Annotated in this window: 11 protein-coding genes and 3 pseudogenes; 9 read left to right on the top strand and 5 right to left on the bottom strand. The window is 63.9% G+C overall.

Annotated features, from left to right (window positions below; translation table 11 throughout):
* Positions 1-2: 2 nt before the first annotated feature.
* Both ETW23_RS10860 and dusA read right to left on the bottom strand, forming a co-directional pair.
* Entirely contained in the window at positions 3-857 is an 855-nt protein-coding gene (locus ETW23_RS10860; RefSeq protein WP_134829996.1) for a sulfite exporter TauE/SafE family protein, read from the bottom strand.
* Between the two features lie 86 nt (positions 858-943).
* Positions 944-1,894: a tRNA dihydrouridine(20/20a) synthase DusA gene (gene dusA / locus ETW23_RS10865; protein ID WP_247676793.1), complete on the bottom strand. Its 951-nt coding sequence runs from the start codon at positions 1,892-1,894 to the stop codon at positions 944-946.
* Between the two features lie 197 nt (positions 1,895-2,091).
* Here dusA and ETW23_RS10870 point away from each other — a divergent pair.
* The 4 genes and pseudogenes from ETW23_RS10870 to ETW23_RS10885 form a co-directional block, all read left to right on the top strand.
* Positions 2,092-3,136, top strand: a pseudogene (locus ETW23_RS10870) (glycine cleavage T C-terminal barrel domain-containing protein); the annotation flags it as partial.
* Positions 3,137-3,159: 23 nt separating this feature from the next.
* Positions 3,160-3,609, top strand: a complete 450-nt coding sequence (locus ETW23_RS10875; RefSeq protein WP_134829998.1) for an OsmC family protein — start codon at positions 3,160-3,162, stop codon at positions 3,607-3,609.
* Positions 3,610-3,632: 23 nt separating this feature from the next.
* Positions 3,633-4,431 (top strand): annotated as a pseudogene (locus tag ETW23_RS10880) (enoyl-CoA hydratase).
* Between the two features lie 4 nt (positions 4,432-4,435).
* Positions 4,436-6,069, top strand: a pseudogene (locus tag ETW23_RS10885) (acyl-CoA synthetase).
* Between the two features lie 85 nt (positions 6,070-6,154).
* On the opposite strand, the gene ETW23_RS10890 reads toward ETW23_RS10885, so the two are convergent.
* Positions 6,155-6,901, bottom strand: a complete 747-nt coding sequence (locus tag ETW23_RS10890; protein WP_205879890.1) for an SDR family NAD(P)-dependent oxidoreductase — start codon at positions 6,899-6,901, stop codon at positions 6,155-6,157.
* Between the two features lie 199 nt (positions 6,902-7,100).
* On the opposite strand from ETW23_RS10890, the gene ETW23_RS10895 reads away from it, so the two are divergent.
* Positions 7,101-7,655, top strand: coding sequence for a sigma-70 family RNA polymerase sigma factor (locus ETW23_RS10895; protein WP_134829999.1), 555 nt, complete (start codon positions 7,101-7,103; stop codon positions 7,653-7,655).
* Entirely contained in the window at positions 7,656-8,291 is a 636-nt protein-coding gene (locus ETW23_RS10900) for a ChrR family anti-sigma-E factor (RefSeq protein ID WP_134830000.1), read from the top strand.
* Positions 8,292-8,324: 33 nt separating this feature from the next.
* Here the strand turns inward: ETW23_RS10900 and ETW23_RS10905 are convergent, their stop codons facing one another.
* Positions 8,325-9,050 carry an SDR family oxidoreductase gene (locus ETW23_RS10905; protein WP_134830001.1) on the bottom strand — a complete coding sequence of 242 codons (726 nt, stop codon included), beginning with the start codon at positions 9,048-9,050 and terminating at the stop codon, positions 8,325-8,327.
* A complete protein-coding gene (locus ETW23_RS10910) occupies positions 9,047-9,817 on the bottom strand; it encodes a DUF1365 domain-containing protein (RefSeq protein ID WP_134830002.1) in 771 nt (256 codons plus the stop codon). Before ETW23_RS10910 ends, ETW23_RS10905 begins: the two co-directional genes overlap by 4 nt.
* A 122-nt stretch (positions 9,818-9,939) precedes the next feature.
* Between ETW23_RS10910 and ETW23_RS10915 the strand changes: the two genes are divergently transcribed.
* Genes ETW23_RS10915 through ETW23_RS10925 form a run of 3 tightly spaced genes read left to right on the top strand, consistent with a single transcriptional unit; the run spans position 9,940 to position 12,869 of the window.
* On the top strand, positions 9,940-11,289 hold the full coding sequence (locus ETW23_RS10915) for an NAD(P)/FAD-dependent oxidoreductase (protein WP_134830003.1): 1,350 nt from the start codon (positions 9,940-9,942) through the stop codon (positions 11,287-11,289).
* Positions 11,228-12,385 (top strand): cyclopropane-fatty-acyl-phospholipid synthase family protein, encoded by a 1,158-nt coding sequence (locus ETW23_RS10920; RefSeq protein WP_134830004.1) that lies wholly within the window; start codon positions 11,228-11,230, stop codon positions 12,383-12,385. Before ETW23_RS10915 ends, ETW23_RS10920 begins: the two co-directional genes overlap by 62 nt.
* Positions 12,378-12,869, top strand: coding sequence for a hypothetical protein (locus tag ETW23_RS10925; protein WP_134830005.1), 492 nt, complete (start codon positions 12,378-12,380; stop codon positions 12,867-12,869). Before ETW23_RS10920 ends, ETW23_RS10925 begins: the two co-directional genes overlap by 8 nt.
* Position 12,870 lies beyond the last annotated feature (1 nt).

Below are 12,870 nucleotides of genomic sequence, written 5' to 3' on the forward strand. Positions count from 1 at the left end.
CTTCAATATCCAAATGCCTTGCGCAGCATGTTGAGCCCCACCAGCACCAGAAACGCCCCGAACACCCGCTTCAGCGGTTTGGGATCCATTGCATGGGCCAGCTTCACGCCCCAGGGCGCGGTGATCAGCGTCATCGCGATCACAATGAAAAACGCCGCCAGATTAACGGCCCCGACGGTGAACGGAGGCCGCGTAGCCGGGTCCAGATCCAACAGCAGGAACCCCGCGACCGACGGCACCGCAATGATCACGCCAAAGCCTGCGGCGGTCGCCACAGCCCGATGCACCGCAACCCCGTGCAAGGTCATCAGCGGCACCCCAAAGCTGCCGCCGCCGATGCCCATCAGCACCGACAGAAACCCCACGACAGGCGACAGCACCAGCCGCTTGCCGCCCTTAGGCATGGCTTCAGCCAGCCGCCAGTCGGCGCGGCCCAGCCCCAGGTAGCAGCCGATCACCAGTGCCAGCCCGCCAAACACCCCTTGCAGCACGGCGGAGCGCAAGGAGGACACTGCCAGAACGCCAACGATCGCCCCCAGCGCAATTCCGAAGCCCCAGCTGCGCAGAATCTGCCAATCCACCGCTCCCTTCTTGTTATGGCTCAGAACCGACCGCAATGAGGTCACGATAATGGTCGCCAGCGAGGTCGCGAGGCACATCTGCATCAGCTGATCGCCACCATATCCAAGAGTTTGAAAGGCATAGAAGAAGCCCGGCACCAGCACGATGCCGCCACCAACCCCCAATAGCCCTGCCAGAACCCCGGCGAATGCGCCGATCACCAGCAGCAGCCCTGCCATCTGCATCAGCAGCGCAGGCGACGGCAATAGGGCGGTGGTCAGGGCAGGATCAGTCATGCAGGGCACCTCAGGGCTGGCTTCACCGGCAAAGGGTTAGCCGCCGCAATCCGCTTGCACAAGGCTATAGCCTGCAAGCCGCCGCGTCATGCAGCCGCGCGGTCCGCCACCTGCGCCAGCGCCTGCTCCACCAGTTCCGGCCCGGCCCCGGCGCGGCAGGCCCCCTCGGACAGCATCCGCCGCCATTGCCGCGCGCCGGGGCGGCCGGCAAACAGCCCCAGCATATGCCGGGTGATCTGGTTCAGCTTAGCGCCGTTGCCGAGCCGTTCTTCGATGTAAGGCAGCATAAGCATCACCGCCTCAGCAGGATCGCTTGCAGAACCCGTCCCGAAAATTTCCGGATCCGCCGCACACAGCACATCGGCAGGCTGGTGATAGGCCGCACGGCCCACCATCACCCCGTCCAGACCGCGGTCCAGATGCGCCTTGGCCTCGGCCAGCGTCGCAATACCGCCGTTGATCGAGATATGCAGATCAGGAAACGCCGCCTTCATCCGGTGCACCAGATCATAATCCAAGGGTGGAATATCCCGGTTTTCCTTAGGCGAAAGCCCCTTCAGCCAAGCCTTGCGAGCGTGGATCGTCACCCGCTGGCAGCCCGCCGCGCGGATCTTGTCCAGAAAGTCCGGCAGCACCTCTTCCGGCTCCTGTTCATCGACTCCGATGCGGCATTTGACAGTGACTTCGGCCTTCACAGCTGCCCGCATCGCTGTGACGCAATCTGCCACCAGTTCCGGGGTCTGCATCAGCACCGCACCAAACGCGCCGGACTGCACGCGGTCACTGGGGCAGCCGCAGTTGAGGTTGATCTCGTCATACCCCGCCTGTTCGCCCAGCCGCGCGGCTTCTGCCAGTTCGTCCGGGTCAGACCCTCCAAGCTGCAAAGCAACCGGATGCTCGGCGGTATTGAAGTCCAGCAAGTGCAACGCCCCGCCGCGCACCAGTGCCGGCGCGGTCACCATTTCGGTGTACAGCAGCGCCTCCCGGCTCAAGAGCCGGTGCAGATACCTGCAATCGGACGTCGTCCAATCCATCATGGGCGCCACGCTCAAACGCGCCGCTTTTTGTGCATTATTTTTCAATGCGCTAGCCTCACTTCACCCTGACAGACATGTAGCAAAATCCCCCCCGATTTCCGGGTATTTCTCCGGGTTTGTGGCGGTTTTCGATTCTGGATTGCTACCGTGTAGCACACTCGAGCCGACAGGACACCGCCCATTCCGGGCATTCCGCCAACCACATGTACATCCCGCGCGATTTCGGCATTCCGGAGCAAAACTCCTGAAACCCGGTGAACGACGCGATCCTGTGCGACGTCGCAGTGGAACGCCAAGTGGAGATCACCGGTCCGGACGCCGCGAAATTCGTGCAGATGCTGACCCCTCGCGACCTGTCCAAGATGGCCGTTGGCCAGTGCAAATACATCCTGATCACCAATGCCGACGGCGGCATCCTGAACGACCCGATCCTGATGCGACTGGCGGAAAACCACTTCTGGATCTCGTTGGCCGACAGCGACATTCTTCTGTGGGCGCAGGGTGTGGCGGTGCATTCTGGCATGAACGTCACCGTCGGCGAGCCCGACGTGTCGCCGCTGCAGCTGCAGGGGCCGAAGTCGGGCGAGATCATGAAGGCGCTGTTCGGCGACAGCATCATGGATGCTGAAATACTACTGGCTGCGCGAAGTCGAGCTGGACAGCATCCCTCTGATCGTGTCGCGCATCGGCTGGTCCAGCGAACTGGGCTATGAGCTGTATCTGCAGGACGGGTCGCGCGGCGGCGAGCTGTGGGAAAAAATCATGGCGGCAGGCAAACCCTTTGGCCTGCCGCCGGGTCACACCTCCTCGATCCGGCGGATCGAAGGCGGCATGCTGTCCTATCATGCCGATGCCGACATCCACACCAACCCGTTCGAGGTGGGCCTCGGCCGCCTGATCGGCCTCGACATGGAAGCTGACTTCATCGGCAAGGCCGCTCTGCGTCGTATCAAGCAGGAAGGCATCAGCCGCAAACAGGTCGGTCTGGTCATCGATTGCGCCCCGCTAAAAGGTCCCAACACCACTTTCTGGGCGATCACCAAAGATGGCGGCACCGTCGGCAAGGTGACTTCGGCCGTCTACTCGCCGCGCCTTAAGAAGAACATCGCACTGGCGATGGTCGCGGTAGGGAGTTCTGAACTGGGCACCGAAGTCGAAGTGATGACGGCCAGCGGCCCTGCACAGGCCAAGATTGTCGAGATCCCCTTCTACGACCCCAAGAAATCGCTCGCAGCAAGCTAAAGCCGGAACGAGGACTTACGGAGATGTCGGATATTTCGATCGATCTGCACTGGCAGCAAATTGAGCCCGAACTCAAGCCCGGCGCCTACACGGCCGAGCATACCATTCAGCTCAACAACGGTTATGACGTGCAAGTGGACGCCGCCCCCAACTACGGCGGCGACCCCAACTGCACCAATCCCGAGCAGGCGCTGGCCTCGGCCCTGTCCAGCTGTCACATGCTGACCTTTCTTGCTCTGGCCGCCAAGGCCGGTTGGCCGGTGGCCAGCTACCATGATCACGTGGTGGCGCATCTGGGCAAAAACCCGAAGGGCAAAATGTCGGTGACCCGACTGGAAATGCACCCGCTGGTGCGGTTCGACACCGGCTTTCAGGTCAATGATGCGGATCTGGCACAGATGCAGGACCGGGCGCACCGGTACTGTTTCATCACCAACACTCTGGCTGATTTCGTCGAGATCAGCATTCACTGACCCTCAAAACAGGAGAGAGCCCCGTGCAAGACACCGATATCCTGCTGCGCGACCTGGATGAAGATGGCATCCTGCGCCTGACCCTGAACGATGCCGGGCGGCGCAATGCCCTGTCTGAGGCGATGCTGGCGGTACTGGCCGAAACCTTCGCCGAAGCGGGGAAGACCCAAAGGTGCGTGTTGTCGTCCTGGCGGCAAACGGCCCGGCCTATTGCGCAGGGCATGACCTCAAGGAGATGACCGCCGGGCGCGCGGCTGCGGATGGCGGGCGGGCCTATTTGCCGAGGTGATGGCGATGTGCTCTGCCACCATGCAGGCGATCGTCAACTGCCCCAAGCCGGTGATTGCCGAGGTCACGGGGATCGCCACCGCGGCTGGCTGCCAGCTGGTGGCCAGCTGCGACCTGGCCGTTGCTGCGGACACCGCGCAATTCAGCACGCCGGGAGTCCATATCGGGTTGTTCTGCTCAACGCCGATGGTGGCCCTGTCGCGCAATGTCTCCAGCAAGCATGCAATGGAGATGCTGCTCACCGGCGGCATGACCCCGGCCCGGCGGGCAGAAGAGATCGGCCTGATCAACCGGGCCGTTCCCCCCGCAGAACTGCAGGAGGCTGCGATGGAGATGGCCCGCAAGATCGCGTCCAAGTCGGTGATGACCCTGGCCACCGGCAAACGCGCCTTCTATGCGCAGCGGGAAATACCCCTGTCCGATGCATATGACTATGCCTCCGGCGTGATGGTCGGCAACATGTTGGTCCGCGACGCGCAGGAAGGCATCAGCGCCTTCCTCGAAAAACGCAGCCCCCAATGGCAGGATCAATAGGACCATGACGGAAAACCCGTACAACACCGGTCTGGACCGCACCCCCGCGAACTATCAGCCGCTGACGCCGCTGACCTTCCTGGAACGCGCCGCCAGCGTCTTTCCGGACCGCACGGCCATCGTGCATGGGTCTTTGCGGCGCAGCTACGCAGAGTTCTATGCGCGGTCGCGGCAGCTTGCCTCTGCCCTGGCCAAGAACGGCATCTCCCGCGGCGACACCGTGTCGGCGCTGCTGCCCAACGCGCCGGCCATGCTGGAGTGCCGTTACGGCGTGCCGATGTGCGGTGCGGTCCTGCACTCGATCAACACAAGGCTGGATGCGGCGGCCATTGCGTTCCAGCTCGACCATGCGATGTCGAAACTGGTGATCGTCGACCGGGAGTTCATGCCGATGATGCAGGAGGCGCTGGCGCTTGCCGCGGTCTCGCCTGTCCTGATCCAATACGACGATCCGGAGTATGACGGCACACGGACGGATGTTGAGGCCGCCGATTACGAGATGTTTCTGACTCGCGGCAACCCGGATTTCACCTGGCTGATGCCGGAGGACGAATGGGATGCGATCTCGATCAACTACACCTCCGGCACCACCGGCGACCCCAAGGGCGTGGTTTCGCACCACCGGGGCGCCTATCTGCTGGCGCAGGGCAACGCGCTGAACACCTCGATGCAGAAACACGCGGTCTATCTCTGGACCCTGCCGATGTTCCACTGCAACGGCTGGTGCTTCCCCTGGACACTGTCCGCCATCGCTGGCACCCATGTGTGCTTGCGGCAGGTGCGGACAGAACCCATCTGGAACGCCCTGGCGGATGAAGTCGTGACCCACCTGTGCGGCGCCCCCATTGTGATGTCGCTGCTGATCTCGGCGCAGGAAGAGGCTAAGCGCGATCTCGACCAGAAGGTGCAGTTTTTACCGCCGCCGCGCCGCCGCCGGAAAGCCTGCTGGCGGGCATGAAGGCCGCAGGCTTTGAGGTGACCCACCTTTACGGGCTGACGGAAACCTACGGTCCTGCGGTGGTCAATGACTGGCACCACAGCTGGTCTGATCTGCCGCCTGCCGAACCGGCCGCACTGAAGGCGCGCCAGGGCGTGCGCTACCTGCCGCTGGAGCACCTGGACGTGCTGGACCCGGAAACGATGCAGCCGGTGCCGCGTGACGGCCAGACCATGGGCGAAGTGATGTTCCGCGGCAACGTCGTGATGGAGGGCTATTTCCGCAACCCCAAGGCCACAGAGGAAGCCTTTGCCGGCGGCTGGTTCCACTCTGGCGATCTGGGCGTCATGCATCCTGACGGCTATATCCAGCTCAAGGACCGCTCCAAGGACATCATTATCTCGGGCGGCGAGAATATCTCCTCGATCGAGGTGGAGGAGGCGCTGTACTGCCACCCGGCAGTTGCGGTGGCGGCCGTGGTGGCAATGCCGCACAAAAAATGGGGCGAAACCCCCTGCGCCTTTGTAGAACTGGTTCAGGGCCAGGAGGCCGACGCGGAGGTCCTGCGCAGCTGGTGCCGTGAGCGGCTGGCGCCCTACAAGGTTCCGGGCAGGTTCGTGTTCATGGATATTCCAAGAACCTCGACCGGCAAGATCCAGAAATTTGCGCTGCGCGAGCAGGCAAGGCAAATCGCAACCTGACCACTCAAGCAGGGGGCGTGTGCATTCGATACGCTACAGAGGTGCGGCTTCCACTTACGCCGCTTTTTTTGCTCCACATTTCGGTTCAGGGATCGATGCAGCTTCCGTCCCAAGCGAAGCAGTGTCCGCTCTGCGATGGTGTCAGAGTCTGGACTACGGCCAACATTCGGGAAACCGAGTATTGCGGCGAAAAACGTCTATCCGGGGCAACGTTGCGCAGAAACGGCTCGGACAGGCCGCTTTCCACCGTGCCGGGATGCAGCCCGACGACAATTGCCTTCGGGTGGCGGCGGCGAATTTCTATCGAGGCATTGCGAATGAACATGTTCAGGGCTGCCTTGGACGCACGGTACGAGTACCAGCCGCCCAGGTGATTGTCGGAGATGCTGCCGACGCGAGCGGACAGAGCGGCAAAGACCCCGCGCCTTTCACGCGGCAGTAACGGCAGAAAGTGCTTTGCGGTCAGGGCCGGAGCCACCGTGTTGGCCGTGAACAGCGCCAGAAGTTTTTCGGCGCTCAGCTCTCTCAGGGATTTTTCCGGTGTGATATCCCCCTGATGCAGGATCCCGCCCGCCAGGATTATCAGGTCAACCGCGCCTTTCCCGGCGACCTGCTCCGCTGCCGCTTGCAGGCTTCCTTCATCCAGGTAATCCACGTGTATGGACTGCACGCCGGGCGACGCTGAGGCTTTCGGGCTGCGGGACAGGCTGTGGATACTGGCCTGCGGGAATTTCCGCGCCAGTTCACGAAGGAAGGCGGACCCGATCGCACCGGACCCGCCACTGACAACTATATTGTGCATCACTGAACCCTTTCTTGCAGGGATTTGCATGTGTTACGTCCCGCTTCCGGAGTCGGATCAGTTCTTGGTGCCTGGCCGACCAGCGGGGTTTCCGGGCGTTGTAAAAATTTCGGTGACCCATGATCCAACTTCCACACAGGTCCGTATACCGACTATGCTGACACTAAATTTGGATAGTCCGCCCGATAATATCACCGTGCTTCGGGCATCCCCTGAGGGCAAAGCAGTAGTGTCAAAAGAGCAAACCTATTCGCAGCTGACCCTCTGGCTGCTGGCGGTGCGCGATCACCGGGACCGCGCGGCGTTCGGCGAGATGTTCGACCATCTGGCACCGCGGCTGAAAGGGTTTGTCATCCGCTGCGGTGCGCGACCGGCGCTGGCAGAGGAAATCGTCCAGGACGTCATGCTGACCATCTGGCGCAAGGCGGCGCTGTTTGATCCGCACAAGGCGCAGGCCTCGGCCTGGATCTACCAGATCGCTCGCAACCGCCATATCGACATTGTCCGCAAGGAAAGCCGCCCGGTGCCGGACGAACTGGCAGAGGGGCCGGGAGCAGAGCCGGACGCCAGCCAGATCCTGGCCCTGGAGCAGGAGGCAGAACAGTTGAAACAGGCCATTGCGCTGCTGCATCCCGATCAGAAGGATATGATCGAGAAGGCCTATATCGGCGACTTGACCCACCAGGAGATCAGCAGCCAGACCGGCCTGCCCCTGGGAACCGTGAAATCGCGCATCCGCCTGGGCCTTGGGCGGCTGCGCAAGGAACTAAAAGGATTGCGTTGAATGCCTGCAATCACCCATCATATCCCCGACGCGATGATCGCCGCCTATGCTTCCGGCAGCCTGCCGCATGCCTTTTCCATGGTGGTGGCCGCCCACCTGTCCTATTGCCGCGACTGCCAAGCCGCGCTTGGCGCGCATCAGGCCGCAGGCGGCGCGCTGCTTGAGACGGTCAGCAGCGTGGCCGTGGCGCCGGGCCTGAAGGAAAAAGTGCTGGCCGCGCTTGATGTACCTGCGGTGCCGGAACCGGCCTATGACGCCCAGGGGATCTTTCCGGGACCGGTCATTCAATCCCTCAAGGGGCGGCCGCCGCGCTGGAAAACCCTCGGCATGGGGGTGAAGCAGGACATTCTGTTTGAGGACAAGGACGGCTCTGCCCGGCTGCTGTTCATTCCCGCGGGGCAGGCGGTGCCCGACCACAGCCACAACGGGCTGGAGCTGACGCTGGTGCTGCAGGGCAGCTTCAGCGACGAGACCGGCCGGTTCGGGGTTGGCGATGTGGAAATCGGCGACGAGGATCTGGAGCACACGCCGGTTGCCGATGCAGGCGATCCCTGCATCTGCCTGGCCGCCACCGATGCGCCGCTGCGGTTCAAGGCCTTGATGCCGCGCCTGCTGCAGCGGCTGTTCCGGATCTGATCCCGCACAGGGCGGGGTCCATTCGGCAACCGCTCACTTTCCGCGGTAGACCAGCCAGTCGGGCAGCAGGTGCAGCGCCTTGATTGCATAGGAGAATGGGCGCGGAAAATCTGTCCGGAAGCGCCGCGACCGCATCGCCGCCACCACATGCCGGGCGGCCTCTTCAGGCTCCATCAGCTGCGGCATGTTGAAACTGTTCTTGTCCGTCAGCCGGGTTCTGATGAAGCCCGGGTTGACCACGCGCACGGTAACGCCGCTGTCCTTCAGGTCGTGGCGCATGGTTTCGGCAAGGCTGATCAGCGCCGCCTTGCTGGCGCCATAGCCGATGGAAGCGGGCAGCCCCCGGTACCCGGCCAGCGAGCCGATCAGGGTGATGTCCCCCTGCCCTGCCCTGACAAAGCCGGGCACCACCTGCCCCAGCACCCGCAGCACCCCGGTGAAATTCACATCATTCATCGCCAGCACCGCGTCTGCATCCCAGTCCTGGGTCCGCATCGGTTCATAGGCGCCGGCGTTGCAGATCAGCGCATCAACCGGCCCGGCCTGACGGAAAGCCTCCGCAACCGAATCCATGTCGGTGACATCCACCGGCACCGCCCGCGCATGTGTCAGCTCCCGCGCCAAGTCCTCCAGCGCATCGGCGGAACGCGCCGACAGGACCAGCCGGGCGCCCGCCCGGTCCAGCTGCCGCGCAACCTCGCGCCCCAGGCCGTGGCTTGCCCCGACCAGCCAACAGGTCTTGCCTGCAAAGTCCGTCACGCCTTATTCTCCGTGAATGCCGTGCTGTCGGACACCAGCGGCTCCGGCGGCGCAGGTTTCTTCAGGAACGGCGCGCGCTTGATCCACAGCCGCAGCGCCTGCCAGTAGATCAGCGCCACCACCCGCGCCGCCCCCAGCGGCCGCCGCAGGGCCGCGCCCAGCAGGCCGCCCGCGGTAACCGGGCGACGCAAGCCGTTCAGCGTTGCCAGCACCCCCTCGCCGCCGTTGGCATAGGAAATCCGGATATTGAACGCCTCGTCCGTCATCCCGAAATTGAACCGGTAGGTGCCCGCCACCTTCTGGAACGGCGAGACATGCATCAGCTTTTCCGCCTCGATCACGTCGCTGCGCGCGATCGGGCGGAAATCCGGATGCGCCGCGAAATAGCAGTGCCGGTGGCCAAAGGTGTTGTTCACCTCGGCGATGAAGGCGCGCGGGCTGCCCTCCTGCTCCGCAATCCAGAAGCTGACCGGGTTGAAATGGAACCACAGGAAACTGGGCTGGGTCAGCAGCAGCAGCCGTGCGCCCTCCAGGGGAAAACCGCGCCGCTCCAGCTCCGCGCGGAACCAGGCAACGCCGCGCCCGTTGCCGCGTGGTCCGCCGTGGCGGCGGTCATGGATCGAGAACAGGTTGAAGCGGTTGCGCGACAAAAGCGGCGGCGCGCCATGGCTGAGGTCGGTCAGGATGTAGTCGACGCCATAGCGGAAGGCGTTTTTCAAACGTCCCTTGCGCGCGTGAAAGGTCTGGGCTGTCACATGTTCGATCATGAAACGGATACGCCTGGCTTGCCGTCCCGGATCACCCGCCGTGCAGTTTTTTCGCGAACGGAGTGATCCGGTTTCTTGCCTGCGGCGTATCCGGTCAGAACAACAGCAAGGAAAACAGACAGATGCTGGATCAGACGCAGGGACGCCGCCGCAGGATTGCCATCGCGGGCGGCGGCATTTCAGGGCTTTCCGCGGCGTATTACCTGTCTGCCTTTCACGACGTCACCCTGTTTGAAGCCGCGCCGCGGCTCGGCGGCCACGCCCGCACCGTTCTGGCGGGCCGTAACGGCGACCAGCCGGTCGACACCGGCTTTATCGTTTTCAACTATGCCACCTACCCTTATCTGACCCGGCTGTTCCGCGAACTGGACGTGCCGGTCATCAAAAGCGACATGAGCTTTTGCGCCAGCATCGACGACGGGCGCCTGGAATACGGGCTGAACAGCCTGCGTTCGCTCACTGCCCAGAAACGCAACCTGCTGCGCCCTCAGTTCCACGGCATGATCGCGGATATCCTGCGGTTCGGCAAACAGGCCGAGGCCGCCGCCACCGATGACAGCAAGACCATCGGCGAACTGGTGGAGGAACTGGGCCTCGGCAGCTGGTTCCGCAACCACTACCTGATGCCGATGTGCGGCGCGATCTGGTCAACCCCGGCTGCCGATGTGGACGCATTCCCGGCAAAATCGCTGGTCCGCTTCTTCCGCAACCACGCGCTGCTGGCGGGCACCGGCAAGCACCAGTGGTGGACGGTCAAGGGCGGCAGCATTGAATATGTCCGCCGGCTGGAGGCAGCGCTGCTGGCCCGCGGCTGCACCATCCGCACTGGCACGCCGGTGCAGCAGGCCGCCCGCCACCCGGGCGGCGTCTCGGTGCAGGCGCAGGGCCAGGTGCCGCAGGATTTTGACGACCTGATCCTGGCCTGCCATTCCGATCAGGCGCTGGCCATCCTTGGCGCCGACGCCCGCCCTGCCGAAACCGCGGCGCTGTCGGCCATCCGCTACCAGCCGAACACCGCCGTGCTTCACTGCGACACCGGCCAAATGCCCCGGCGGCGCAGCTGCTGGTCCAGCTGGGCCTACCGCAGCCAGAAGGGCCGGGTCGGCGTCACCTACTGGATGAACCGGCTGCAGAACATCCCGGACAGCGACCCGCTGTTTGTGAGCCTGAACCCCGCCCGGCCCATTCCCGCGGACAAGATTTATGACCAGGTGGAATTCTCCCATCCCGTCTTTGACACGGCGGCGCTGCGCGCCCAGCAGCAGATCCGCGCCATGCGGGGTCAGAACAGCACCTGGTTCGCCGGCGCCTACAACCGCCACGGCTTCCACGAAGACGGCATCGCCAGCGCCATGCGGATCGTCCGCATGATTACATCCCTCACCCCCTCCCCCGCCAAAGGAGAAGATCATGGCTTTCACGGACAAAGCGCTTCAGACGGAATTCCTGAACACCTGCGCGCGCCTGCGTGAGGGCCGCCTGACTCTGCGCACCCCTGACGGAGCGCGCTACAGCTTCGGCGAAACCGGCCCCGAGGCCGAAATGCAGATCAACGACTGGGCGGCGGTCTCGGCGATGGCCGCGCACGGCCAGACCGGACTGGGCGAGGCCTATGTGCAGGGCCTGTGGGATACGCCGAGCGTCGAGGGGCTGATGCAGCTGGCGATGCGCAACCGGGATCACCTGGACAGCTACGATCAGGCCAGTCCGCTGAACCGCGCCAAGTTCCGCATCGTCGACACCCTCTTGCGGGCCAATTCCAAGCGCGGCGCCCGCAAGAACATCCGCGCCCATTACGATGTCGGCAACGAGTTCTACCAGCTGTGGCTGGACGACGGCATGACCTATTCCTCCGGCCTGTTCGGGGCAGAGGGCGACGATCTGGCCCAGGCCCAGACCCGCAAGAACGACCGCATCCTGTCGCGGCTGGGGGACGGTGAACGGGTACTGGAGATCGGCTGCGGCTGGGGCGGCTTTGCCGAACAGGCCAGCGCCGGCGGCCGCGACGTGACCGGCGTCACCATCTCGCGCAACCAGCACAGCTACGCCGAAAGCCGCCTGGACGGGCGCGCCGACATCCAGCTGCGCGACTACCGCGATATCGACGGCAAATTCGAAAACATCGTCTCCATCGAGATGATCGAGGCGGTAGGCGAGCGCTACTGGCCGGGCTATTTCGCCAAGCTCAAGAACAGCCTCGCCAAAGGGGGCAAGGTGCTGCTGCAGGCGATCACCGTGCGCGACGCGTATTTCCCGACTTACCGGACCTCCTTCGACTATATCCGCCAGTATGTCTTCCCCGGCGGCATGCTGCTGTCCGACCAGGTGATCGCGCAGCAGGCCAAGTCCGCAGGGCTGCAGGTGGCGGACAGTTTCGCCTTCGGCCAGGATTACGCCCGCACCTGCCGGATCTGGACACAGCGTCTGGCCGCGCAGAAACGCCGGATCAACGACCTCGGCTATGGCGAGGCGTTCTTCCGCAACTGGCAGTACTACCTGGAAATCTGTGCCGCCTCCTTTGCCATCGGCCACACCAACGTGGTGCAGGTGGAGCTGGCCCATGCGTAAGCTGCTGCTGACCCTTTGCCTGCTGGCACTGCCTGCCGCGGGTTCGGCCTCTCCGGTGCAGTCGCTGCTGCCGGGGGCAGAACCGCGAGGGGCAGCCACCTTCCGCCTGCTTGGCCTGCCGGTCTATCAGGCCCGCCTGTTCACCCGCGGCGGCGCGGCGCTGGACTGGGCGCAGGACTTCGGCATTGAGCTCACCTATCAGCGCCGCCTGAGCCAGGATGATCTGGTCGAGGCAACGCTGCGCGAAATGCGGCGGCTTGGATACGGCGCGCCGGGCCGCGCCCAGTTCGAGACCTGTTTCAAAGGCGTCTCTCCCGGCGACCGGTATCTCGCGGTCAGCCAGGGTCCGGACCGGGTGAAGTTTCTGCGCAACGGGCGCACCGCCTGCACCCTCAGCCAGCCGGGCATAAAACGCAGCTTCATGTCGATCTTTGTCGGCGCGAACACCCGTTCTGCCCGGTTCACCCGCGCGCTTCTGGGCTGAT

It is taken from the genome of Leisingera sp. NJS201, assembly GCF_004535885.1.
In the GTDB taxonomy this organism is placed as follows: Bacteria; Pseudomonadota; Alphaproteobacteria; order Rhodobacterales; family Rhodobacteraceae; genus Leisingera.

Coding starts and splice junctions, on each gene's coding strand:
- ETW23_RS10860 (WP_134829996.1), bottom strand. CDS start 857: ATGACTGATCCTGCCCTGACCACCGCCCTATTGCCGTCGCCTGCGCTG.
- dusA (WP_247676793.1), bottom strand. CDS start 1,894: ATGATGGATTGGACGACGTCCGATTGCAGGTATCTGCACCGGCTCTTG.
- ETW23_RS10875 (WP_134829998.1), top strand. CDS start 3,160: ATGTCGGATATTTCGATCGATCTGCACTGGCAGCAAATTGAGCCCGAA.
- ETW23_RS10890 (WP_205879890.1), bottom strand. CDS start 6,901: ATGCAAATCCCTGCAAGAAAGGGTTCAGTGATGCACAATATAGTTGTC.
- ETW23_RS10900 (WP_134830000.1), top strand. CDS start 7,656: ATGCCTGCAATCACCCATCATATCCCCGACGCGATGATCGCCGCCTAT.
- ETW23_RS10910 (WP_134830002.1), bottom strand. CDS start 9,817: ATGATCGAACATGTGACAGCCCAGACCTTTCACGCGCGCAAGGGACGT.
- ETW23_RS10915 (WP_134830003.1), top strand. CDS start 9,940: ATGCTGGATCAGACGCAGGGACGCCGCCGCAGGATTGCCATCGCGGGC.
- ETW23_RS10920 (WP_134830004.1), top strand. CDS start 11,228: ATGGCTTTCACGGACAAAGCGCTTCAGACGGAATTCCTGAACACCTGC.
- ETW23_RS10925 (WP_134830005.1), top strand. CDS start 12,378: ATGCGTAAGCTGCTGCTGACCCTTTGCCTGCTGGCACTGCCTGCCGCG.